Here is a 23,693-nt window from a genome sequence, read left to right on the forward strand (position 1 = left end):
TCAAGATTGGGATCTATGTGAAGAATATTTCCAATATAAAGGAATTTTCCCCAAGCAAACTAGCGATATTCCTTCTGAAGAACCGTTAAATGCTCGTGAACGAATTGCAAAGTCCTACAGTAAGATATATCGTATAAAATAATTATGTGTTATTTGCCTTGAACAATTTCTTTAATCACGTCCAAAATTCCATCCAAGTGTTCTAATAGGTTCCCATTCACCCCGCAAGAAAGCCTCATAGGTCATTGATTTGAATCAATGACCTATGAGGCTTCTTCGTTTGTGTTGTAGCTATCACTGCGTACCCGCTACAGACGTGCAGTGAAGAGGTTGTGTTATGTGTTTCCGTACATATTGAGGTTTTAAAAAGTAATCGTATAATTTGCTGTCCGATTGATGTGAGTTTTATATGTAAAGATCGCCAGTGCCTGGGCGTCGGTGAGTTGCTGCCCGGTAATATCTTGTACAATGGGGTTAACAACATTTAGTCTGATCGTAGTCACCAGCAAATTTGTTGCAAGTGGCGTATTCGTATTTTTACGCCAATAAGGGTTTATTACCTTGATGTCGCCGGTAACAGTTTCATTGCCAACTCTTCTGGTTAAAGTAGCGGTAGCGTTTAACCCAATTGCCGAACCTTTGTCCATACAATTATTGAGCTGAAAGCCAATAAATTTATTGCGGCCGCCAAATAAACTTCTAAACCCCATGGTAATGCCATTCCCGGTATTGTATTCAGTTCGCGCATTATTAATCACTATTTTCTGTAACTGATCAGCACTGCTTTCGGCCTCAAAGTCAATGCCGGCAGATGGTGGCGAACCGTCGCTGTAACCGGCATAAGGCGATTCAAGCGTTAACCCGACCGCGCTCGTCACCGATATTCCATTTCGACGATTTGACCGACAATAGGCATTGTTGATGGTTATGTTATGATTATTTAACGTATCTATCGATGAAAGGTAAATGCCGTCGCCCCAGCAGTTGGTAATATTTGGTGCGTTTAAAATGATATTTTTTGAACCCGAAATAGTTATTCCCTGCCCCCATTGACCGTCGATACTAGAATGGGCATACCTGTCACCAATAATAACGGGGTTGTTTAGCACAACATTGCTAACATTATAGATTCTGATCACGCTGTAGTTAGGCAGGTTATTGGGTACAAGCAACAATTTCGATCCCGCCAAAAACGTGATGGTTGTATTAGATAAAATTTTAAGGCCGGTGGCGTTTACCAATATCGGGAAAGCGGGGAAAACGATATTGGTATATTTGTTTAGGGCACTCTGGAGATAGGTAGTATAGTCCTTTGTCCCGTTTTTTACAAAGTTTGCAGGTAAGCTTTTTGAAACGTCGTAAGGTACCGAAATAACACTGGTGGCTAATGACACGTCATTCTGCGAGCCTAATGTAATAGAAGGAGTAACACTGTCTTGAATGTAATCTTTTTTACATTGTGATAGTAGAAATAACAGGATTATCAATACTAACCTAATAGACAGATTAACGCGGAAATTAATGGGATCTCTCATATAACTTTTTTTTTACTGTTAATTAATAATTGGTTCTAAACGTGTGTAGTCGAGTCTTTCGATTACGCCGGTGCCTTTCAGGGCAATTGTGCAACACCTGATGTATACAGGCCGCATGACAAATGGGACTCAAAATTAAAACGATAGCTTTTAGGATTCAATAATCAATTTTTATCACACAATTGGGAAATCAGTCAAATACAGGTCATCCTTTATCGTGTTGTTAAAAACTGGGAAAAATTTTGTGCTGAAAATGTGTAGCAAAAAACCGCGTCAATTTTTCTGTAGGCCGTAATTTTATCAATTAAAAGATGCTATGACCGATTTACTGATACTCGATGACGACCCATTGCAACACATGGTACTTCAGTTGATGATAGATAAATACTGCCCATGCAAGGTTCGGCATTATTATGACGGGAACAGTGTGATCGATTATCTCAATGAACATAGCACAGATTACGAAATGCTGCCGGATGTGATATTCCTGGATATTAATATGCCTCAAATTACCGGCTGGCAATTTTTAGAAAACTATAAAACATTAGCTGTGCAACTAAAGAAGAACATAGACATCTATATCGTTTCGTCATCTATTCATCCACACGATTTAAAACGGGTTAATAATTATCCGTTTGTAAAGTCATATCTCATTAAGCCCCTTACCAGAGAGATTTTAGAAGCGTCAACTGTTTATCATTAATGACACCATTAAGTATAAGATATCTTTTGTTCATTTACGTTTGTATATGTTCGATCAATGCTTTTTCAATTATTGTCAAATTACATCCACACACATCCCGCACAACGCTAAAAACAGGCAATCACCAAAGATCAGGTGATCACTCCCATCCCGGTAACTGTTATGACGTAACCAAAAGCCTCCCAGCATCGTTCGTAAAAAACGGGACGGTAGATTACACCTTTTATTTGCAACAGGCCATCAATGCGCACGACATAATTATTTTTCCGCCGTTCCCAATCAGAGTGAATGATAATGGTCTGGTTATTGGATCGAATAAGGTCATAAAGTTTCTGCCTGGCTCGGTTTTGCTTTTACAGCCTTCAAACAAGTCAACTTATAACATTCTCAAAATTTCTGGTGCTAATAATGTAACATTAATTGACCCCGTAATACAAGGCGACAGATATACACATATTGGCAAGTTGGGCGAGTGGGGAAACGGCATTGGTATTTACTCATCATCTAATATAACTATTAACCAGCCTAAAATATCAAATTGTTGGGGGGATGGGATCTATCTTGGTCAATTGAAACAAAACGTTTCTGGTAATTTCAACATTAAAATAATAAAAGCCGGGCTGGTACATAATCGTCGAAATGGAATTTCGGTAATTAGTGTGAATGGGTTATCCTTGATAGCGCCACATATATATTACTCGGACGGAACGCCTCCAATGGACGGAATAGATTTTGAGCCAAATTCGTCGACTGATGAACTGAAGAATATTGATGTGATCAATCCGCTCACTGTGTATAACAAGGGTGCCGGCATATCTATCGGTCTTAAAAATTTATATGGATTGATTGATAAGCAAGTTGATATAACAATCACTCAGCCAACCGATTCTTGCTCTAGTATAGGTTTTAGGGCTACGGCTACGCTTACGCGGCAACTAAACGACGAAATTATTTCGGGTACCATACTTGTTAAAAACCCACATTGGATCAAGAACGATGTTTGTCCTTTGCGGGTAAATATGCTCGACCAGCATATCCTTTTAAAACTCGTCAATCCTACTATAGTCGATACATTGAACAAAAAACTAAATAAATCAGCGGCAGCAGCATACCTCATCAACAGCGGAAAAATCAATAAAATTTCGCAGTGTATAATTACCTATTAAATTAGCAATTCCAAAACTTGTCCGATTAACCGGATATTCCGCGTTACACGTCATCAGTTACTCTGTTTTTTTACATTTTACCCCAATCTGGCCTTTGTCATGGTTGTATAGACGCCGTTGTGATATGGTCAAAGGCATTGTAAAGTCTGCACAAAAATGTGAAAATTTCTGTAACCAAGTCACAATTAGCTATACAACAGCGGCTTAACTATTTCAGTGCGGCTTTTTTCTTTATAGGTTTACTTCAGATTTACAAACACAACTTATTACAACGTCCTAATTTATATAACCTAAAATGAGAAAGCACCTAAATCAAATCAAACCTGTCTGGTTAATTCTTATTACCGTTTTCTTTAACGCTTGCAGCCAAAAAAGGAATCTGGTGTACTTCAGCGATCAGCAAGGTCAAAAAACCAACATGTCGGTTAATGTAAGTAAGATGATACAGGAAAGTGAGCCTAAAATCGAACCAAAAGATTTGCTGAACATTCGTGTAACTACACTTAGCATTGAATCAAACGCTATTTTCAACAACGTAATTAATGTTGATGTCTTTAATACGACAACACCGCAACTCATAAAAATGGGCTACCGCGTTGGAAAAGATGGAGACATCAGTTTTCCGGTTTTGGGCGAGGTTGAAGTAGGCGGTCTCACTATTTCAGAGGCTGAAGAAGTAATGGCCCGGAAACTAAGCGCGTATACCAAAAACCCAATCGTCAATATAGACTTTTTAAACTTTAAAGTAACCGTTATCGGCGAAGTGACCCGCCCCGGCACGTTCACAGTTGCCGATGAAAATGTTACGTTACTTGGCGCACTTGGTTATGCCGGCGACTTAACACCATTTGCAAAAAGAAATAATGTTTTGATTGTGCGCGAAGTTAGTGGCGTCAGAACCACAGGGCGTATAAATTTAAACAGCAATGAACTATTTACCTCTCCATACTACTACCTAAAACAAAATGATATTATTTATGTCGAGCCTGATAAATCTAAAGTGCAGCAAACTGACCAGGATAACCGGTACATCCCTATCATTGGCTCATTTATGACGGTGGTCGCCGTAATTGTCGGGCTTGCCTTTAGAAAATAACAGATAGCTATCAATTATCTTATAAAATATCATTCAAATGGAAACTATCAAGAAATATACTAAATATTGGCTGCTGTTTCTTAGCAGTATAGCACTTTTCATGGGGCTGGCATTTATATATATATTGCATGTTACACCAACCTACAATGTCACTACCACGCTTTTAGTAGAAGATGATAAACGGGGTGACGGCGTTTTAAAGGAAACAGCTTTCAGCGACCTTAACATGTTCCATACCACAAAAAGTGTTGATAATGAAATACAGATACTGCGCTCTAAAGATTTGCTTCACCAAGTATTTCAGAGCCTTCCCCTGAAAACCCGCTACCTCTATGATACCCTGTATTTTGGCGAAAGAGAACTATATGGCGACCGGTTACCGGTAAAGGTTACTATATATCACCTCGGTGTACGGGCGTTCGCAGAGCGTAAAACCATAACAATCATCAACGATAGTATCTTTAGCATCAAAACAGTTTCAGCAACTAAGCCAACAACCTACAAATTTGGGCAGATAATCCGTACGCCAGATTACAATATTAAAGTTGATAAAGGCCCTGGCTTTCAAACCGGTCATAAAAAAATAGCCATCGAGTTTGTAAATGAGAAAGCTTTTATTGATGCTTATAGTAATGGCAAACTGCAGATCAACCAGGTAGTAAAAGACGGAAATACCATTGTACTGAGCTTAACAGACCAGGTACCGCAAAGAGGCATGGATATTTTAACCAAACTTGTTGTCTTGTACAACGCTCAAAACGTTGACAATATGAAGAAACTTGCCCAGGCGTCTATCGAATTTATAGATGGCCGACTAAAATACCTGGGGAGCGATCTTACCGATGTCGAAAAAAATGTTCAGCAGTATAAACAGTTCAATATGGTTACTGACCTTAATAGTAATACCCAGGCGGATCTTTTACGCGGAGAGGATTATAAATCTGACCTGCTTAAGATTGAAATGCAGTTAAACATTGTTGAGGCATTGCAAACCTACATTAATAAATCTGATAATGAATTTTCATTGGTACCAAGCAGCCTCGGTATCCAGGACCCAACTCTCGTTGCGTTAACAGCCAAGTTCAATGACCTGCAGCAAGAGTATCAAAGATTACTGCACAACAACACACCCGGAAACCCGGTGGTTGCCAACATCAAAGACCAGATAAGGTCGTTAAGGCAAAACCTGCAAGAAAATTTAGAAAATGTAAGAAAGAGCCTGCAGTTGTCAAAAAACAATCTCATGGCTACAGCGCGAAGGTTCGACAATAGAATCAGGACCGCTCCTGTTGTAGAACGTGGACTATTGGAGCGCAATAGGGAAACTGCTGTCAAAGAAAATTTATTTAACTACCTGACACAAAAACGTGAAGAAGCAGGCTTATCAATGACAGCTGCCGCTCCTGATGCGCGGACTGTAGAATCTGCAAACTTTGATCCGGAACCTAAAAGCCCACAGAAACCGCTTATATACCTGTACGCCTTTATCATTGCGCTTGCTGTACCCGTTAGTTTTGTTGAAGGCAAAGCGGCGTTAACTACAAAGATCAAAAATGCGAGTGAGCTAAATGTTATTCCGAACCATAGAATACTTGGCGAATTGATTCGCGAAAAAAATCACAGAACCCCCGTTATAGATGGTCAAAACAGTTCAATTGCTATTGAATTATTCAGATACATACGCTCAAATCTGTATGATATGAATGGGACTGGCCATCGCGCTATCATGATCACTTCGACTATCCAGGCCGAAGGTAAAACCTTTATGAGTATTAACCTGGCATTGACATTAGCCAGGGCCAATAAAAAAGTAGTAGTATTAGAATTTGATCTGCGAAAACCAGATCTGTTGAATAAGTTAAATCTGGGCAATCCGGCAGGCATCAACGATTATCTGGATGATAATGATATGACGATTGAAGATATACTGCAATCCTCGAAAATTTCGCCAAATGTATGGGTGGTCGGTAAAGGCAAAGCTTGTAAGGATCCGGCGGAACAATTTTCTAAACCCCGCATCAATCATTTGATTACCACGCTGAAAACCGTGTTCGACTATGTGATCATTGACACCTCGCCGGTGGGGTTGGTGGCAGATGCATTCTATCTAAGGCCTTATACAGATTTAACCATCTATCTTGTTAGGTACAATTTTACCGGCAAAGATAAACTTAGAACCATCGCCAAAATATTTCAAAATGGTAAACTGGCCGATCCGGTGATCGTCCTTAACGATGCTAAACCTGAGAATTTAAAAGAATACGGCTACGTTACAGCTAAATACAACTATAATTTGTCAACTTAAAATATACACTTATCAGCGCTCAATAAGCACTGAATATGCTTGCTGTTAAGCAAGTTTATTGATACCACCAATATAGTTCTGAAAAAATATTGCGGTTTAACAAAATGCCTGTAAGGCGCTACGACTGTTCATAACGAACATCAACTAACTATTACACCATTCGTGCTATAAGTTTCTATAAAACTGACAAGCCGATTTTTCAAAATCACTTCAAAAACCTTGCTTTCCTTTGGGACTGAGATAGCGAAGCTGTATCTACCCTCCTTAAAGTGCAAATTATCATATCACTTAGCAAACTTAATTCTTGCCATATGCAACTAGTTCACACATCACATCCAAAAAAATTAGAAAAACACTGGATGGTTATTTACACCCGCCCGCGTTGGGAAAAAAAGGTAGACTATTTATTACAAGCCCAGGGCATTGAATCCTATTGCCCGCTTACCAAGGTTAGGCGCGAATGGTCTGACCGGGAGAAAATGGTTGAGATTCCGCTTTTCAGCTCCTACATTTTTGTAAATGTGAATATTAAACAACAGGCTATAGTACGGCAAACTTTGGGAGTATTGAATTTTGTATACTTCCAAGGGAAACCTGCTACTATAGCCGAAACGGTCATAGAAGATATCCGCCATTATACCAGCAAATGCGAGGACCTACAGATTGTCAGCATCAATGATTTATCGGTGGGCGACCGCGTAAAAATCAAAAAAGGCGCTTTCGCCAATCATCAGGGAGATGTTCTTGAGATACAAGGCAAGCATCTGCTGATGGTACTAGATAACCTGGGTTGCCTTCTTATCGCCAAAGTACCGGTAAGTAATATCGTAACTGCATAATCAAAAAAACATGAACCACGCAACAATTACCAAACCTAAAATTGCCGTTATCGGACTTGGATACGTTGGCCTACCCCTTGCTGTAGAATTTGCAGGTCAGTATAAAGTATTCGGTTTCGATATTAATGCAGACCGTGTAAACGAGCTTATCAGATACATTGACCATACTTCGGAAGTAAGCGAAGATCAACTCAAATCCGTTATAACCACTGACTGCACTACCGATACAGGGCTTTATTGTACCTCGCAGATGGAGGCCGCCAGGAATTGCAGTATTTTTATTATAACCGTACCAACTCCTGTAGATAAAAACAATCGGCCCGACCTTACTCCGCTATATAAAGCAAGCGGGATGGTGGGAAAAATGCTAAAAACGAATGATATCGTGATCTACGAATCGACGGTTTATCCGGGCGTTACCGAAACAGAGTGCGTGCCGGTATTGGAAAAACATTCAGGCTTAAAATTTAACGAAGACTTTTTTGTGGGCTACTCTCCTGAGAGAATAAACCCCGGCGACAAAGAGCATACGGTGGCCAAAATAAAAAAGGTTACTTCAGGCTCTACACCAGAAACGGCAGAAATTGTTGATACGCTTTATAAATCAATTATTACTGCCGGCACACACAGAGCGCCTTCGATTATGGTAGCTGAGGCTGCAAAAGTAATCGAGAATGCGCAACGGGATATTAATATAGCGTTTATAAATGAGCTTGCAAAGATATTTAACAGACTTGGAATAAGCACACGCGACGTTTTAGCCGCAGCCGGAACAAAATGGAACTTTTTGAAATTTCAACCGGGCTTGGTCGGCGGCCATTGTATCGGTGTCGACCCTTATTACCTCGCGCAAAAAGCTCAGGAAGCTGGCTATCACCCTGAAATAATTTTGGCCGGCCGCAGGCTGAATGATGGAATGGGAAGTTACGTTGCAGATGAATTGGTAAAACTGATGATGATGAAAGGTATCCAGGTAATTGGCAGTTCAATTTTAATTCTCGGTTTTACTTTCAAAGAAAATTGCCCTGACATACGAAATACAAAAGTCATAGATATTGTTCGCCGACTCCAATTTTTTAGAGCAGACATCGTGATTTATGACCCTTGGGCCAGCGCTGAACGGGTGAAGCATGAGTACGGCGTAATATGCCAGAATGGAGAATCTAAACATAAAAAATACGACGCCATTGTATTAGCTGTTGCTCACAACACTTTTAATAATATCGATTTAACCCCCATGTTAAAAGATAACACCGTCGTTTACGACCTTAAATCAGTACTACCTGACGAGATGGTAAGTGCACGCTTATAGTCTTAATATTAACTAACCATATACTTATTGTTATGACCAATTATTTATTGCCATATCATGGCGAAGAGGATCTTTCTACCTATTCATTTTTAGTTACCGGCGGTGCAGGCTTTATCGGCTCAAACCTTGTTGAATATTTATTAAAATATAACGCCGGGAAAGTGCGCGTACTTGACAATTTTTCTACAGGCTTTCGGCATAATATCGAATCTTTTACGGCGCATAGTGCATTTGAGTTAATTAAGGGAGATATCCGCGATTTTAGCACTTGCCATGAGGCTGTTAAGGGAATTGATTTTGTTTTTCATGAAGCTGCTTTAGGTTCTGTGCCCCGTTCTATCAATGATCCGCTTACCACAAATGCAGTAAACATTTCCGGTTTTTTGAATATGTTGCAAGCTAGCGTAAGAAACAAAGTTAAACGTGTGGTATACGCTGCCTCTTCATCCACTTATGGCGACAGCCCCGCCCTACCTAAATATGAGGATATTATTGGCAAGCCACTTTCACCTTATGCTGTCACCAAATATGTTAATGAACTATACGCAAGCGTATATGCCCGGATATATAACCTGGACACCATTGGATTAAGATATTTTAATGTTTTTGGAAAGCGGCAGGCCCCCAACGGTGCTTATGCAGCCGTTATACCCAAATTTGTAAAACAGTTATTGGATCGTGAAAGTCCTGTAATCAACGGCGATGGTACTCATTCCCGCGACTTTACTTATATCGATAACGTGGTACAAATGAACATCAAAGCAATGTTTACTCAAAATCGACAGGCGCTTAATCAGGTGTATAATACAGCCTATGGCGAGCAAACCTCATTAAATGAACTGATATCTTATTTGATAGAGTATCTTAAAGAGGCAGATCCATATATAACTCCCATTAGCATAAAATATGGACCATCGCGTATAGGAGATGTGAAGCATTCGCTTGCATGTATTACCAAAGCTGAAAAATTATTGGATTACAAACCGCGTTACCCCGTTAAAGACGGTTTGAAAGATGCTATTGACTGGTACGTTAATGAGGCCTTGAAAAGTAAGATGCAGGAATAAAACTGATTATGGACTTATCGCAAAAGCTAGAAGGTATAAGCGCAGTTAAATGGGCATTACTTGACCGGTTTGGCTCCCAAATTATACTGCTTGCAAATACCATCATACTTGCCAGACTGCTTAGTCCGAGAGATTTTGGTTTGATTAGCATACTATATATTTTCATGAATATCTCCAGTGCCTTTGTCGACAGCGGCATGGGAGGAGGCCTCATACGGAAACAGAGTTTAAGTGATATAGATTGTAGTACTTTTTTTTTGTTCAATGTAGGAGTTGCATTAATATTTTACGTCGGCCTGTATATGCTTGCGCCTGTTGTAGCCCAATTTTATCAGGAACCGCTTATTGTCATTCTTTTACGCCTGCTAAGCATTACTATCGTCATCAACTCATTTGCTCTTATCCAAAAGGTACTGCTTATTAAAAATTTAAAGTTTAAGTACGTTACCCGTTCGTCGCTTTTTGCATCATTTTTTTCTACTGCTGTTGCTATATTCTGTGCATGGAAAGGTTTGGGTATATGGTCATTGATTATCCTTCAATTGTGCCAATCAATGGTAAACGTTTGTTTGCTGTGGCTTTACTGTAACTGGATGCCCCGGTTTCAGTTTTCAAAAAGCTCATTCCTTGAAATGTACGCTTTCGGTGCAGGGTTGTTTTTCACATCCATTGTAAACCTTGTATTTGCCAATATTTATCAGCCCATAATTGGTAAGTTCTTTTCTGTTTCTTCTTCCGGTTATTTTTATCAGGCAAAGCGACTTTACGAGGTACCGGTACTTTCTATCTCGTCGGTAGTTGATTCCGTGACTTATCCCATTTTGGTGAAATATCAATCTGACATTAAAGAATTAGCTGGTAACTATCAAAAGCTTATAAAGCTGCTCGTTTTTGTAGTAATACCATTAACTGTCTCTATATCCTTGTTATCCAGATCAATCGTTCTAATATTGCTCGGGCAAAAATGGCTATTCTCTGCGCAACTGCTTCGTATCTTAAGCTTCAGTGGTATTTTTTTGATATTGGAGACCATTAACGGAAGTATACTTAAGGTACAGGGCCGTACAAAACTCATATTTAAACTTGAATTGTTTAAAAAGCTTATCATAATCGTCAATATTGTCATCTTTTGCCAATTCGGTTTGACAGCACTGGTTTATGGTGTCGTAATTAATTCAGTTATTTCTTTTATGATCAACCAGTTATTCAACAATCTAAGTTTAGGTAACTATAAAAACCTGTTGATTTTCTTGATTAACGGTGGTGTTATGGCAGTGGCTATGTTTATCATTATGCGGCTGATTGATAACAGCTATGCAGCCTTGCTTATTAGCACAGTTGTCGGATTTTCAGTTTATTTTTTACTGGGATACCTGCTTAAATTACAAGAACAACGATGGTTATACCTTATCGTTTCTAAAAAGCTCAGACCCGTAGCTTAATTGATCTCTATAGTCATTAAACCATGTTCAAAACATTATTTGCAGCTGCTTTAGCATTGCTTTACTTATACTGCCTGGTATTTGACGTATTTTTAAACAACTACTTTACAAAGATACCGGCGCCATTGTTAATTGGGGTACCCCTAATTATTCTGTTTTTCGACAGGAGCATGAAGGATTTTTTGCTGGGTCGCGAAACGTTAGTTTTTATTATAGCATGTTTTACCTACTATTTTATCGGCCAAAATGAGTTTAAAGCATTCACCGTAAATATCATTGTGTTTGTGATGTGTGCAGCTTATTTCAATTTTTTTGTGGGGCGGAGCAGAAAGCGTTTCAACTTTTCGGTATTTGTCTTTTACAGCTTGCTCACCGTGTCAACCCTGGTTATGTTTGCCGACCATCATGACACCGATACTATTAATGCTCTTCGTTCAAAACTTATTGGCGCTGATATAAATCAAAGCCCATCAGGTATAAGCACTGTAATATTTACGTTTGGGTACCAACTAGCCGCTTTGTTGGGCTTTTGTTTTGTTTATGCAACAATTAAAAGTAAAAATTACGCATTACCAGTAATAGTATTTTTGGCAGGACTGATTGCTGTTTACTATGGCATGCAGCGCTCGGTATTCATTGCCTATTCAATTAGCACTGTGATTTTTTGCGTGGTTTATTTTAGAAAAAAGGCTGTACCGGTTTTGGTCGGCGCTATAGTTTTAAGCTTGCTATTTTTCTTTATGGTGCTGAAACCCGGTTCTGGGACAGGAAACAATATACTTGCAAAAAATATAGAAAACACCAGTAACGGAGAAAACCGGTCGGATTTGGTAGTGGAGGATCTGAAAATTTATTCCCGGTATCCGTTTGGGCTTATTTTTTATGGCAGGCAATGGAAAGATGTAACGGTGGATAATCCGGTATTTAGCGGAGGACTAACTTCTCATAATGCCTACTTAATGTTTTTTACATATCTGGGACCGATAGCGAGTTTATTGCTACTGGGATTAATCTATTATCCAGTTATTAAAATATTCAAAAACTCGGTAGAAAGAATAAGGGCATCGAATTTTGCTATTTTGACGGCGCTGTGCTTTTCGTTGTTAACCATTTCCATTAATTCACTCTTTCATAATGCATGGTTAGTGAATGCAAACGGACCTACGGTTTTTCTGTATCTCGGAATTTTATATTACAACAAGATGTTGCCTCGGGTAACTGATAAACCAGTAGAGCACTTAGTCGGAATGCCCAGTTTGCAATGAAAAAAAAGGTATTTTTCTTGTTGAGCTCTTTGGGTGTTGGGGGCTCTGAAAAGGTATTTTGGTTGTTGGCACAAAACTTCGATAAATCAAAGTATGAAGTAAGCCTGGTTATTCTGAATTCAAGAAATGATTCCCTTCAAAAAAATCTTAAAGATGTAACTATCGTCGACTTAAAGACATTAAATGCCTCTCGTTCATTTTTCGCCTTATGGAAGTTAATTAGAAATGAACGTCCGTACGCAATATTTTCGACAGCAGCACACATCAATATTCTGGTAGCCCTGGTTTCTGTATTTGTAAAGGTTCGCTGGCTTATTGGCCGTGAATCAAATATATACCGGCAAATAGTAGATTTTGGTGGATTCAAAACAAAATTTTGGGGATTGTTTGTAGGTATCTGCTACAAACGGTTCGACATTGTCATCTGCCAGTCTGTTGAAATGAAAAATTCGTTCCTCAATGATTTTACCATTCCGGCAAAAAAGCTAATCGTGATTGCCAACCCCGTTATAACGCCCGTTATAAACCAAAAGGCCGCGCCGGGCAACAAACTGGTTATTGTTGCCCGGCTGTCTGCCGAAAAAGGACATATCAGGTTGTTAAACATATTATTCAATTTGCCCCAAGCCTTTACGTTAACCATAGCCGGCGACGGCGAGTTGAAACAAGATATCGCAAATCAAATTGAGGTGTTGGGCCTCAAAAAAAGGATAAAAATGTTGGGCACTATTAATAATGTAAGCGAGGTAATAGCGCAAAACAATGTATTTGTTCTTACCTCTTATACAGAAGGTTTCCCAAACGTGGTCCTTGAATCTTTAGCTGTAGGTGTACCGGTGGTAACCTTTAGGGTTGGCGGTATAGAGGAGATCATTAAACCAGGCTTCAATGGTTTTATTGCAGAACAGGACGACCTCAATGCCTTCCGGAATTATTTGATACTTGCTTGTAACCGCAACTGGGATGGTGCCGGTATCAGTAACGATATATTGAACAGGTTTTCAGTAAATCGTATCAGCAGGCAATACGAATCACTTATTAATTAGTTAATTCTTATCAGGTAATGTGCGGCATTTACGGATCTACCATTCAATATAACGACTGCGCCGTTATTGAAAAACTAAAAAGATTGAGGTTCAGGGGCCCTGACTATTCAGATTACATAGCAAATCAGGATGTCATCCTGGGACATAACCGTTTATCGATTATCGATCTCGATCAACGTTCAAATCAACCCATGCAATATGAGCACCTCACTATTGTATTTAATGGCGAAATATATAATTATAAACAACTACGCCAAACATTGTCAAAGAAAGGCTACGATTTTCGTACAAACTCAGATACAGAGGTAATTTGTGCCGCCTATCTCGACTATGGCGAACAATGCGTTCAGCATTTTAACGGCATGTTTGCTTTTGTTATCTATGATAATAAAAGGCGTATGCTCTTTGGAGCAAGAGACCGTCTTGGCAAAAAGCCCTTTTATTATATCGAAGGTCCGCGAGGGATTGAATTTGCGAGTCAGCCATCTGCTATTGCGATGTTTAATGACTTAACAATAGATGATCAAGCTGTCAATGCGTTTTTGCGTTACAGTTATATCCCCGAACCCTTGTGTATTTATAAAGAGATAAAAAAACTGCAGGCGGGCACTTGCTTCAATTATCATATAGACAGCAAACAACTTAAAACCAGCAAGTATTGGAATATAGATTTTGAATGGAAAAATAAGTTTACCGGCACTTACGCCGAGGCTCTGGAACAAACCAGGATTTTGTTAAGCGATGCGATCGATATCAGGTTAAATGCGGATGTGCCAATCGGGATATTCTTATCGTCAGGTGTTGATTCGTCGCTCATTACCGCACTGGCTTCTGCAAGGCATGCTAATATCAAAACGTTTAATGTACGTTTTTCTGAACTAGGGTATGACGAAAGCCAATATTCCAAAAAGATTGCCACCCACCTGGGTACTCATCACCATATCATTAATTGTACGTATGCCGACGCTTTTAAGGTAATTGAAAACTATCATCATTATTTTGACGAACCTTTTGCCGATGTGAGCGCTATACCCGGTTTGCTGTTAGCGCAACACGTTAAAAAGTATGTGACTGTAGCATTAAGCGGAGACGGTGGCGACGAGAATTTTCTCGGATACAACCGTTATCATTGGATGAAGGTGTTAGCATATGCTTATCATTTTCCCCTTTTTGCGAGGAAGAACGCATCAAGACTGATAAAACTTTCTTCAAATTACCGTCATCAGCTAATAGCTATGGGTTTGATGCAAGCCGATATACCTGCACTTTACCAGATGTTAAACGGCGGGTTAGATCACAGCTTTCTGAACCCGACGACCAAAGACTTTGTAGACGCTAATGAGGGCATTCTATATAACAGTTATAAACCCTTGATGGAAAGGCTTTCTGATTATGATCTTAAAACCTATTTGAACGAAGACATCAACACCAAGGTGGACCGTTGCTCTATGGCATATGCTGTAGAGTCAAGAGCTCCTTTACTTGATTATCGCGTGGTGGAGCTTGCCCGGAGCCTTCCTACCGAATACAAAATGCAGGGACGCAATCAAAAGCGCATATTGAAAGATATACTGTTTCAATATCTCCCTTCTGAATTATTTAACAGGCCTAAACAAGGGTTTTCGGTTCCGTTAGCTTCCTGGTTCCGTGCAGAACTTAAAGATATGGTTCTTGATACTTTAAATAATGAAGCTCTTAAAAACATTGCTGGTCTTAACGTACCTGTTGCCAATAAAATGATCAGCCAGCACATGAAAGGGGTGTGGAATAGATCACAATTAATATGGAGCCTGCTTGTAATAACCCAATGGCAGCAAAAGCAGGCAGAACAATTGGCAGCATAAATTTAAAAAACATGTTCACTCCTATTCTTTCGCGTCTTTTTTTTGCCGACAAATGGAATATAGGTTATGTATTTCAATCAACCGAAGACTTTATCAGTCTGGAGGCTCTTCAAAATATCAATTGGTTAAAAGAAGATACGTCACTTTATGCAGCAGATCCGTTTGTATTAGTAAAGAATGCGAAAATCTACATATTTTATGAGGATCTCCGTAAGACATTCAGCAACGGGAAGATTAATGTTATTCAAGATCTCTCGTTCACAACAAAAAAGAACGTCAGTGGGCTAAGTACCTGCGGCCATATGTCATATCCTTATATATTTCAGGAGGGAAACGATGTTTACTGTATTCCTGAAACTTCATCGCTTAAGGAAGTCAGGCTTTATAAATTTACCAACGATCACTTTACCGAGGTTAGCCCATGTGCTGTATTAATTGAGGGCCAGGAATTTATAGACACTTCAATATTTAAATACCAGGACAGATATTGGTTGGTTACATCGGTTAAAGGGCAACCTCAAAATAATTACATTTATTATTCGAGCAAGCTCGCAGGGCCTTATAAAGCCCACAAACTAAACCCCTTGCCTGCCGACGAAACAGGCGGCCGCGGTGCTGGCAGTGTTTTTATGTCAAACGGCAAATTGTATCGCCCGACCCAGAATACGAAAGTGCGCTATGGTTACTCTGTTATAATTAATAGAATTGATAGCCTTACCACTAAATCTTATAGTACTAAGCCCATATTTGAGATACGCCCAAAAAAACCATATAACCGCGGAGTACATAATATAAGTTTTGCCGACAACCTTATTGTATTTGACGGCAAACGAGCTATTTTTTCGCCCTTTATGCCATTGGCTAAGCTTTTAAAGCGATGTCGATACTACTCCAACCGATTATTTAAAAATTAATTTCTTAAACGTTTCGATATATGAAAATTTTAGTGACCGGATGCGCCGGGTTCATTGGCTTTCACCTTGCCAGGCATTTGCTGAACCGCGGCGACGAAGTTATTGGCCTAGACAATTTAAATGATTATTACGATGTGAATTTAAAATACAGCCGGCTGTCTGAATTGGGAATTTCCAGCGATCACATTACCGGCAATAAATGTATAGTGAGCGATAAGTTTGATAACTTTCAATTTTATCGTTTAGATGTAACCGATGTATATAATGTCGGCGATGTTTTCAAAATGCAAAAATTCGATGTCGTGTGCCATTTGGCTGCCCAGGCAGGTGTAAGGTATAGTCTAAAAAACCCCTTTGTTTATATCGACAGCAATGTAAAAGGTTTCCTGGCTATACTTGAATGCTGCACTCAATATAAGGTAAAACACTTGGTTTATGCAAGTTCGTCGAGCGTGTACGGCCTCAATTACCAAATGCCTTTTGCAACTAACCAGCGCACCGATAAACCGGCTTCGCTGTACGCGGCAACAAAAAAATGTAACGAGCTAATGGCTCATAGCTATTCGCATCTGCATGGGCTTCGGACTACGGGCCTCCGTTTTTTTACCGTATATGGGCCTTGGGGAAGGCCAGACATGGCATTGTTTGAATTCACAAAATCTATTATTGAAGGTCGCCCGATCAATGTGTTTAACAACGGCAACATGAAGCGCGACTTTACCTATATAGACGATATCATAAATGGCATTATCAAAATTATAGATCCGAAAAAAGCAAACGAAGCAGATGCTGAGGAATATTTAAAACCTGACATCCTTGAACCTCTTGCGGTGATTTACAATATTGGAAAAGGCCAGCCGGTAAAGTTACTTGACTTTATCGCTGAAATTGAAAAATGCCTGAATATCAAAGCAATAAAGAAATTTATGCCATTGCAATCAGGAGATGTGCTGGAAACCTGGGCTGATATCAATGAATTAAAAAATGCGGTAGGCTATGAACCATTGTATACCATTAACGAAGGGGTGAAAAAATTTGTGTCCTGGTACCTTTCGTACCACGCATTAAGCCCTGCCCAACTAAACATTTTATAAAGGCGCCAACAATAATGCGTCTGGTATCCCCGCCAGCCACAACCAATATTTACTGCTATGATCTTTGAAAGGTATCGGCAATCTGTTTTTGTTTTGCCAACAAATGGTGTGGGCGGTGCCGAGCAATGCTTGAAAATGTTAGCTGACTATTCAGCGGGAAGCATGATTTGCCTTCAACGCGCTACGGGCAGTATGCTTCTGCCAAGCAGGGTATCACAAATTCATATCTTAACAGAAAAATCTCGATTTTGGGGGGCATTGCTGCTTGTCGGGACGCTATTGAAATATCGCAGAGATTGTTTATTAATGAGTTCTACAGTTTACATTAACGGTTGGCTGGGTTTATTAAAACGCATAGGTTATTTAAAATCGCCCCTGGTAGTAAGGGAGTCGACATCTACATTCTTAATTTACCGTGGTCTTAAAAAAATCACTTATGAATTAGCCTATCGAGCCGGCTATACAGCTGCCGATCTTGTAATTTGCCAAACAGACCTGATGCGTGAGCAGTTTGTGCAGCACAACCCTTTTATTGCTGCCGAAAAGATAGTTGTGTTGCCTAACCCCATTGATTTAAAAACGATTTACGATAAAGGGGACAACGCCTGCGATTGCGCAAATTCTAAATATATCTGCGCGGCAGGCAGATTGATACCGCTAAAAGGATTTAAGTTTTTGATTACTGCGTTCAAAAAAATAGCAGATGATTTCCCGGATTTAAAACTCATTATTTTGGGTGACGGCCCTGAAAAAGATAGTCTGCTTAACCAAATCGAAATCCTAAAACTAAGAGATAGAGTGATCTTAAAGGGTTTTATAGAAAACCCATACCCCTATTTTAAAAATGCTAAAGCTTGTGTAGTATCTTCATCAAAAGAAGGATTTCCAAATGTCTTATTGCAAATGATGGCGCTGAACAATCATGTATTATCTACCCGCTGCGCAGGCGATGTCGGAAAGATTCCCGGTATTGTTACTATCGAGCCAAACAATTCAGAAGAGCTTGCTAGCGGTTTAAAACAGGTGTTGACCATGAAAAATGAAGGGATCCGTAATTTATTTGATATTTATTTAAACAATAGGAATCCTGAACTGTATTTAAAAGAAATATATGCGCACCTACAAACAACGCGCCAATTGGCCATAAAAATCGGCTAAATGACCGGTTATTTTTTGACCTATTTCAATAACCTAATTTCCATTTACAATAAGTTTAAAATCCTAATAATCAAAGCATTTTTTTATTTGATATTTAATTTAATATTTAACTATAAATAAATAATATCTAATCATCAGGTTGTAGATCGGTTGATGTTTTCAACCAGGCAACATTGTGTAAAATCGGGCCGTTTAAATGGCTGATAAACACAAAAAATATGATTCAGATACAGAGAAATTTAAAGAAACCACTACAACAATTAAAAACATCACTATTAATTTTTATCATTTTACCAATTTTGCTGACAAGCTGCGGTAAAGAATCAATTTCGCCCGTCGACAGTATCGCAACTAATGAACCCCAGGTAGCATTAAGCCAGACCCAGACATCAAGTACAACGTCCAGTACAATATCCGGTTATGATGTAACAAAAAGTTTGCCCGCAGGTTATGTAAAAGATGGTTCAAAAGATTATACCACTTACCTGCAGGATGCTATAAACAAGTACACAGACATCACTTTTCCGGCATTCCCGATAATGGTGAATGACAAAGGCCTGGTCGTTGGTTCAAACAAAACGTTAACGTTTTTGGCAGGCTCGAAACTGATTGTCAAACCAAGTTCAAACGGCAACTACAATATTATCGATATAGTAAATGCCTCAAACGTAACACTGAATAGCCCGGTAATAGTAGGCGACCGTTATGTCCATCTCGGAACATCAGGAGAATGGGGAATGGGAATTGGTATTTATGGTTCGTCAAAAGTAACGGTTAACAATGCTACAATAACCAATTGCTGGGGCGACGGTATAACTGTAGAACCAAAAAAAGGTGTGTCTAGCTCCGCGATCAGCATCAATAATGCTTACTGTAATTATAACCGCCGAAATGGCATGAGTATAACAAGTGTTATCGGCATGACAGTTGAGTCGTCGTATTTTGGGCATACTAATGGGGTATTACCTTGTGCGGGTATAGATATAGAGCCCAACAGTTCGACCGATGAGCTACAACAGGTTACCATTAGCAATACCCGTACAGAATACAACACCGGCACCGGGATATCAACAGGCTTGAAAAATCTGTTCGGCGGATCGAATAAAAAAATGAGTTTGACGGTGATCAATCACATCGATAAAGGCTCGGCAGACGCATTTCGAGCAACAGCAACGTTGACACGGCGCGTAGGCTCGGAAACTGTCTCAGGAGATATTATAGTTACTAATCCATATTGGAGACAAAACACTAATACCCCTATTCAAACCAACATATTGGTAAAAACAATTAAGTTAACCGTTACAAAACCGACGGTACAAGATGTTAACGGCAACCAATTAAACAATGCAAGTATCCTGGCTCTATTTACCTATAAGACCAACATAAACCGGGATGCAAACTATGTTATAACTTTCTGAAGCACACTGTATAATTACAGACTCTTTTCAGGAAAGCAGAAGTTCAATACTAAAATACAAAGGAGGTAATTATTACCTCCTTTTAAAGCTCTTAGCACTATCTTTTAAGAAGATCAGAAGGTATCTTTTTATCAAGCCTCCCTTTAAGCCATGAAAGATGCAATGCTTTTAATCATGACGCCAAACATGAGTTTGGAAAAGTGGGATGCTAACGGGCAGTTAACCCGCGAATTAAGTCTTTATAAACGTTTGTGTGCAGCCGCAAATTTAAAGCTTATCATTTTTAGCTATGGACGTTATGATTCTGGATACTGCAAAGGTTTCCAGGATATCACCGTTTTAACAATGCCCACCTGGATACCTTCCCGATGGCCTTTCAGGTTACAAAACATTATATATCACACCGTTTCGCCATGGCTTCACAGGCACACTTTTGCCCGGGTACGGTTTGTAAAAACCAACCAGTTTGATGCCGCCTGGTTAGGCTTGATCATCAAACTGGTACATAGAATACCGTTAGTAATAAGGATGGGCTACTACCATTCTCATTTCAAACCAGTGAGCCGCTGGCGCAAGCTTTCAGAGCGAATTAGTTTTAAATTATGCGATAAAATCATCGTCACATCTACCCAGGCTTCTGCCTTTATTATCAACAAATACAGGTTGCAAGCAGAAAAAGTATTATGTATCCCCAATGGCATCGATACAGAACTATTTAAGCCAATAGCAATTCATCATAAATACGACATTATTTTTGTTGGACGACTAGAACCTACAAAAAATATTGAGTTGCTGCTTAATATTATTAAATCCACGAAACTGAAGGCACTGATTATAGGATCTGGTTCGCTGGAGTCGCAGATTAAAACATTTGTAGAAAAAGATAAACTTACCTGGAGACCACGTATAGCCAACAATAAATTACCATTAGCTTATAATCAGGCACGAATATTTGTGCTCCTTTCTAAATACGAGGGCAACCCAAAATCGTTGCTTGAGGCTATGGCGTGTGGTTTACCGTGTATCGGCACCAATGTTCATGGCATAAGAGATTGTATCATAAACCATCACAACGGTGTACTGGTTGAAGAAAACTCAGAAGATATTGCAACCGCAATCACCGAAATACTAACCAACCCCAAAGCAGCAAAACATATGGGCGTACGTGCCCGCGAAATGGTAATTGCCAATTGCGACCAGCAAAAGAATCTGGCACGTGAATTAACTTTATATCAAGACCTCTTACCATCAGAGGTGATATAAACTAAACTCTTTCTGAGCAAACTTATAATATGCTAGTTTCTGTAATAATGTCTGTTTATAATGGCAGCGATTATGTACGCGATGCTATTAATTCAATACTTGAACAAACGTTTAAAGATTTTGAATTCATTATCATTAATGATGGCTCAACTGATGAAAGTTCAGCTATATTGAGGAAATACGCAGCTATCGACCCGCGCATAGTGCTGTTAGAAAATGAAGTCAATATAGGCTTACCTAAGTCGCTGAACAAAGCTATACAGATAGCTCAGGGAGAATTTATAGCGCGCCAGGATGCAGATGATATTTCGTCACTAAACCGGTTGATGGTACAGATGATGTATGCAACACATCACCCGGAAATAGATCTGATTGGCGCAAACTGTTACACAATAGATATCAATAGTGATATTGTGTGCTTAACCGACCACTATTCAGGTATAACAGATCTAAAATCGACATTGCTGGAAAAGAAAGCTATATTTTCGCATGGTGTCGCATTTATCCGTAAAACCGCATTAATCAATGCAGGCTTGTACGATGAAAGATTTTTCTATTCTCAGGATGGCGAACTCTGGCTCAGGATGTTAAGCAAAAATGCCCAATTCAAGGTATTAGATGAGTTACTATATTTTTATCGGGTGCTTCCGGTATCAAATTTCAGGAAGGGTCGGGCCCAGCGTTGTTATAATGACGTAAAAAAAATGATGTATCTGGATGGTATTGATGAAACGACTATAAATAACAAATTACAAGAAATTGCAGACAACATTCGCAGCGGCCGGTATAACAGCCCTGTAAAAAACCATATCGGTGTTTATTGGAAATGTTTAGCTAACACTGCTTATTTTAACAAATGCGCCAACTGGCGTGTACCTTTTAAATACCTTAAACGTGCTTATAAAGAATCCCTAAGCATTTTTGGAAATATAAAATTTATTCCCTTAGCTGTATTATACCTTTTACCGCCCAAACTTACCAGAAGAGTATATAATTCACGTTAACCGCTTCTTCAGGCGCCATACTACATAAATATTGCTGTCATGCAAAAACTCATGCGCATCACAACTGTGCCTGTTACCTTATTTATATTATTGAAGGAACAGTTAAGTTTTATTTCGAAATATTTTGACATCGTGGCTGTATCGTCACCAGGAAAAATGCTGAATGATATAGCAGATGAAACGAAAGTGAAAATTGTGGCAATACCTATGACGCGAAAAGTTACGCCCTTACATGACTTTCTTTCTTTAGTGCGTTTAGTTGGCGTTATAAAAAAAGAAAAGCCTTTAATAGTCCATACACATACACCAAAAGCAGGCTTGTTGGGTATGATAGCAGCTCAAGTTGCCGGTGTCCCCATACGTATGCATACCGTGGCAGGCATGCCACTATTAGAAAAAAAAGGCTTATTAAGGTATTGTTTGGATATTACAGAAAAAATAACCTACTCATGCGCTACCAGAGTTTATCCAAACTCCGAGAGGCTGTTGCAAATTATTGCCGAGAACAAATACTGTAGTCAGGATAAACTACAAGTTATTGGTAAAGGAAGTTCAAACGGTATAGATACCAGCTACTTTAATCCCCAACTTTTTGATAAAAATAAAAGGAAAGAGATAAGGTCTGCATTAAATATCCGGGTTAACGATTTTGTATTTTGTTTTATAGGTCGCATTGTGTCTGATAAAGGTGTTAACGAATTAGTTAATGCTTTTCTAAAAGTAAATGCGGTTTATCCGTCTACCAAACTCTTGCTGGTGGGGCCATTTGAAGATCATTTAGATCCTTTACAGGCTTCAACAAAAAATATCATCTTAACAAACAATAATATTATTGTGCCCGGCTATCAAAAAGATGTCAGACCTTATCTGGCTATCTCGACAGCGTTTGTGTTTCCAACTTACAGAGAGGGTTTTCCTAATGTGCTTATGCAAGCCGGGGCAATGAATCTACCATGCATTACAACCGATATTAATGGCTGTAGCGAGATCATCAAACACATGGTTAACGGCTTAATCGTTCCGGTAAAAAACACAGGTGCGTTGGGCTACGCGATGATGTTACTTGTCAGCGATAGCGGGTTAGTTAACAAACTATCGGCACAAAGCAGGGGGCAAATTAAAACACTGTATGAGCAAACCTATGTAATGGATGAACTGCTTACCGAATACCGCAGGCAGTTAGCTAAGTTGCTCAATTAGTTATACCCTTAATTACACTTCC

The 23,693-nt window shown here is 39.3% G+C and carries 19 protein-coding genes; 18 read left to right on the forward strand and 1 reads right to left on the reverse strand.

All coding sequences use genetic code 11. From position 1 onward, the window contains the following. Window positions 1-362: 362 nt before the first annotated feature. A complete protein-coding gene (locus ABD772_RS02505) occupies window positions 363-1,535 on the reverse strand; it encodes a hypothetical protein (RefSeq protein WP_345100850.1) in 1,173 nt (390 codons plus the stop codon). A gap of 316 nt (window positions 1,536-1,851) precedes the next feature. On the opposite strand from ABD772_RS02505, the gene ABD772_RS02510 reads away from it, so the two are divergent. The 18 genes from ABD772_RS02510 to ABD772_RS02595 all read left to right on the forward strand — a co-directional run bounded on the left by ABD772_RS02510 (window position 1,852) and on the right by ABD772_RS02595 (window position 23,671). After that, window positions 1,852-2,238: a response regulator gene (locus tag ABD772_RS02510; protein WP_345100851.1), complete on the forward strand. Its 387-nt coding sequence runs from the start codon at window positions 1,852-1,854 to the stop codon at window positions 2,236-2,238. A gap of 284 nt (window positions 2,239-2,522) precedes the next feature. Continuing rightward, the gene (locus tag ABD772_RS02515; RefSeq protein WP_345100852.1) at window positions 2,523-3,404 is read left to right on the forward strand and encodes a hypothetical protein; all 882 of its coding nucleotides are present in this window, start codon (window positions 2,523-2,525) and stop codon (window positions 3,402-3,404) included. 295 nt (window positions 3,405-3,699) lie between these two features. Next, window positions 3,700-4,500, forward strand: coding sequence for a polysaccharide biosynthesis/export family protein (locus ABD772_RS02520; protein ID WP_345100853.1), 801 nt, complete (start codon window positions 3,700-3,702; stop codon window positions 4,498-4,500). Between the two features lie 37 nt (window positions 4,501-4,537). Next, complete coding sequence (locus tag ABD772_RS02525; protein ID WP_345100854.1) at window positions 4,538-6,805, forward strand: GumC family protein; 2,268 nt, start codon at window positions 4,538-4,540, stop codon at window positions 6,803-6,805. A 311-nt stretch (window positions 6,806-7,116) separates the two neighbouring features. Continuing rightward, window positions 7,117-7,644: a UpxY family transcription antiterminator gene (locus ABD772_RS02530; protein ID WP_345100855.1), complete on the forward strand. Its 528-nt coding sequence runs from the start codon at window positions 7,117-7,119 to the stop codon at window positions 7,642-7,644. Window positions 7,645-7,654: 10 nt separating this feature from the next. Beyond that, window positions 7,655-8,956, forward strand: coding sequence for a nucleotide sugar dehydrogenase (locus tag ABD772_RS02535; RefSeq protein ID WP_345100856.1), 1,302 nt, complete (start codon window positions 7,655-7,657; stop codon window positions 8,954-8,956). 32 nt (window positions 8,957-8,988) lie between these two features. Then, a complete protein-coding gene (locus tag ABD772_RS02540) occupies window positions 8,989-10,023 on the forward strand; it encodes an SDR family oxidoreductase (protein ID WP_345100857.1) in 1,035 nt (344 codons plus the stop codon). Window positions 10,024-10,031: 8 nt separating this feature from the next. Further along, window positions 10,032-11,465, forward strand: a complete 1,434-nt coding sequence (locus ABD772_RS02545) for a lipopolysaccharide biosynthesis protein (protein WP_345100858.1) — start codon at window positions 10,032-10,034, stop codon at window positions 11,463-11,465. Window positions 11,466-11,854: 389 nt separating this feature from the next. Further along, window positions 11,855-12,730: an O-antigen ligase family protein gene (locus ABD772_RS02550; RefSeq protein ID WP_345100859.1), complete on the forward strand. Its 876-nt coding sequence runs from the start codon at window positions 11,855-11,857 to the stop codon at window positions 12,728-12,730. Then, window positions 12,727-13,776 (forward strand): glycosyltransferase, encoded by a 1,050-nt coding sequence (locus ABD772_RS02555; protein ID WP_345100860.1) that lies wholly within the window; start codon window positions 12,727-12,729, stop codon window positions 13,774-13,776. The genes ABD772_RS02550 and ABD772_RS02555 overlap by 4 nt, the downstream gene beginning before the upstream one ends. 17 nt (window positions 13,777-13,793) lie before the next feature. Continuing rightward, the gene (gene asnB / locus ABD772_RS02560) at window positions 13,794-15,620 is read left to right on the forward strand and encodes an asparagine synthase (glutamine-hydrolyzing) (RefSeq protein WP_345100861.1); all 1,827 of its coding nucleotides are present in this window, start codon (window positions 13,794-13,796) and stop codon (window positions 15,618-15,620) included. Continuing rightward, window positions 15,584-16,534 carry a glucosamine inositolphosphorylceramide transferase family protein gene (locus ABD772_RS02565; protein WP_345100862.1) on the forward strand — a complete coding sequence of 317 codons (951 nt, stop codon included), beginning with the start codon at window positions 15,584-15,586 and terminating at the stop codon, window positions 16,532-16,534. The genes asnB and ABD772_RS02565 overlap by 37 nt, the downstream gene beginning before the upstream one ends. 20 nt (window positions 16,535-16,554) lie before the next feature. Next, a complete protein-coding gene (locus ABD772_RS02570) occupies window positions 16,555-17,628 on the forward strand; it encodes an NAD-dependent epimerase/dehydratase family protein (RefSeq protein ID WP_345100863.1) in 1,074 nt (357 codons plus the stop codon). Between the two features lie 135 nt (window positions 17,629-17,763). Beyond that, entirely contained in the window at window positions 17,764-18,786 is a 1,023-nt protein-coding gene (locus ABD772_RS02575; protein WP_345100864.1) for a glycosyltransferase, read from the forward strand. Between the two features lie 218 nt (window positions 18,787-19,004). After that, window positions 19,005-20,204: a right-handed parallel beta-helix repeat-containing protein gene (locus tag ABD772_RS02580; RefSeq protein ID WP_345100865.1), complete on the forward strand. Its 1,200-nt coding sequence runs from the start codon at window positions 19,005-19,007 to the stop codon at window positions 20,202-20,204. A gap of 150 nt (window positions 20,205-20,354) precedes the next feature. Continuing rightward, window positions 20,355-21,467 carry a glycosyltransferase family 4 protein gene (locus tag ABD772_RS02585; RefSeq protein ID WP_345100866.1) on the forward strand — a complete coding sequence of 371 codons (1,113 nt, stop codon included), beginning with the start codon at window positions 20,355-20,357 and terminating at the stop codon, window positions 21,465-21,467. A gap of 29 nt (window positions 21,468-21,496) precedes the next feature. Next, on the forward strand, window positions 21,497-22,471 hold the full coding sequence (locus ABD772_RS02590) for a glycosyltransferase family 2 protein (protein ID WP_345100867.1): 975 nt from the start codon (window positions 21,497-21,499) through the stop codon (window positions 22,469-22,471). Between the two features lie 39 nt (window positions 22,472-22,510). Continuing rightward, window positions 22,511-23,671 (forward strand): glycosyltransferase family 4 protein, encoded by a 1,161-nt coding sequence (locus ABD772_RS02595; RefSeq protein ID WP_345100868.1) that lies wholly within the window; start codon window positions 22,511-22,513, stop codon window positions 23,669-23,671. Window positions 23,672-23,693: the final 22 nt, after the last annotated feature.

The sequence above is a fragment of the Mucilaginibacter panaciglaebae genome (assembly GCF_039539265.1).
In the GTDB taxonomy this organism is placed as follows: domain Bacteria; phylum Bacteroidota; class Bacteroidia; order Sphingobacteriales; family Sphingobacteriaceae; genus Mucilaginibacter; species Mucilaginibacter panaciglaebae.

Bases quoted from the DNA above. Each gene is read 5' to 3' on its own strand.
- ABD772_RS02570 (WP_345100863.1), top strand. From the start codon at position 16,555: ATGAAAATTTTAGTGACCGGATGCGCCGGGTTCATTGGCTTTCACCTT.
- ABD772_RS02535 (WP_345100856.1), top strand. From the start codon at position 7,655: ATGAACCACGCAACAATTACCAAACCTAAAATTGCCGTTATCGGACTT.
- ABD772_RS02565 (WP_345100862.1), top strand. From the start codon at position 15,584: ATGGCAGCAAAAGCAGGCAGAACAATTGGCAGCATAAATTTAAAAAAC.
- ABD772_RS02580 (WP_345100865.1), top strand. From the start codon at position 19,005: ATGATTCAGATACAGAGAAATTTAAAGAAACCACTACAACAATTAAAA.
- asnB (WP_345100861.1), top strand. From the start codon at position 13,794: ATGTGCGGCATTTACGGATCTACCATTCAATATAACGACTGCGCCGTT.
- ABD772_RS02530 (WP_345100855.1), top strand. From the start codon at position 7,117: ATGCAACTAGTTCACACATCACATCCAAAAAAATTAGAAAAACACTGG.
- ABD772_RS02550 (WP_345100859.1), top strand. From the start codon at position 11,855: ATGTTTGCCGACCATCATGACACCGATACTATTAATGCTCTTCGTTCA.
- ABD772_RS02555 (WP_345100860.1), top strand. From the start codon at position 12,727: ATGAAAAAAAAGGTATTTTTCTTGTTGAGCTCTTTGGGTGTTGGGGGC.
- ABD772_RS02525 (WP_345100854.1), top strand. From the start codon at position 4,538: ATGGAAACTATCAAGAAATATACTAAATATTGGCTGCTGTTTCTTAGC.
- ABD772_RS02590 (WP_345100867.1), top strand. From the start codon at position 21,497: ATGCTAGTTTCTGTAATAATGTCTGTTTATAATGGCAGCGATTATGTA.
- ABD772_RS02510 (WP_345100851.1), top strand. From the start codon at position 1,852: ATGACCGATTTACTGATACTCGATGACGACCCATTGCAACACATGGTA.
- ABD772_RS02585 (WP_345100866.1), top strand. From the start codon at position 20,355: ATGAAAGATGCAATGCTTTTAATCATGACGCCAAACATGAGTTTGGAA.
- ABD772_RS02595 (WP_345100868.1), top strand. From the start codon at position 22,511: ATGCAAAAACTCATGCGCATCACAACTGTGCCTGTTACCTTATTTATA.
- ABD772_RS02520 (WP_345100853.1), top strand. From the start codon at position 3,700: ATGAGAAAGCACCTAAATCAAATCAAACCTGTCTGGTTAATTCTTATT.
- ABD772_RS02575 (WP_345100864.1), top strand. From the start codon at position 17,764: ATGTTAGCTGACTATTCAGCGGGAAGCATGATTTGCCTTCAACGCGCT.
- ABD772_RS02540 (WP_345100857.1), top strand. From the start codon at position 8,989: ATGACCAATTATTTATTGCCATATCATGGCGAAGAGGATCTTTCTACC.
- ABD772_RS02505 (WP_345100850.1), bottom strand. From the start codon at position 1,535: ATGAGAGATCCCATTAATTTCCGCGTTAATCTGTCTATTAGGTTAGTA.
- ABD772_RS02545 (WP_345100858.1), top strand. From the start codon at position 10,032: ATGGACTTATCGCAAAAGCTAGAAGGTATAAGCGCAGTTAAATGGGCA.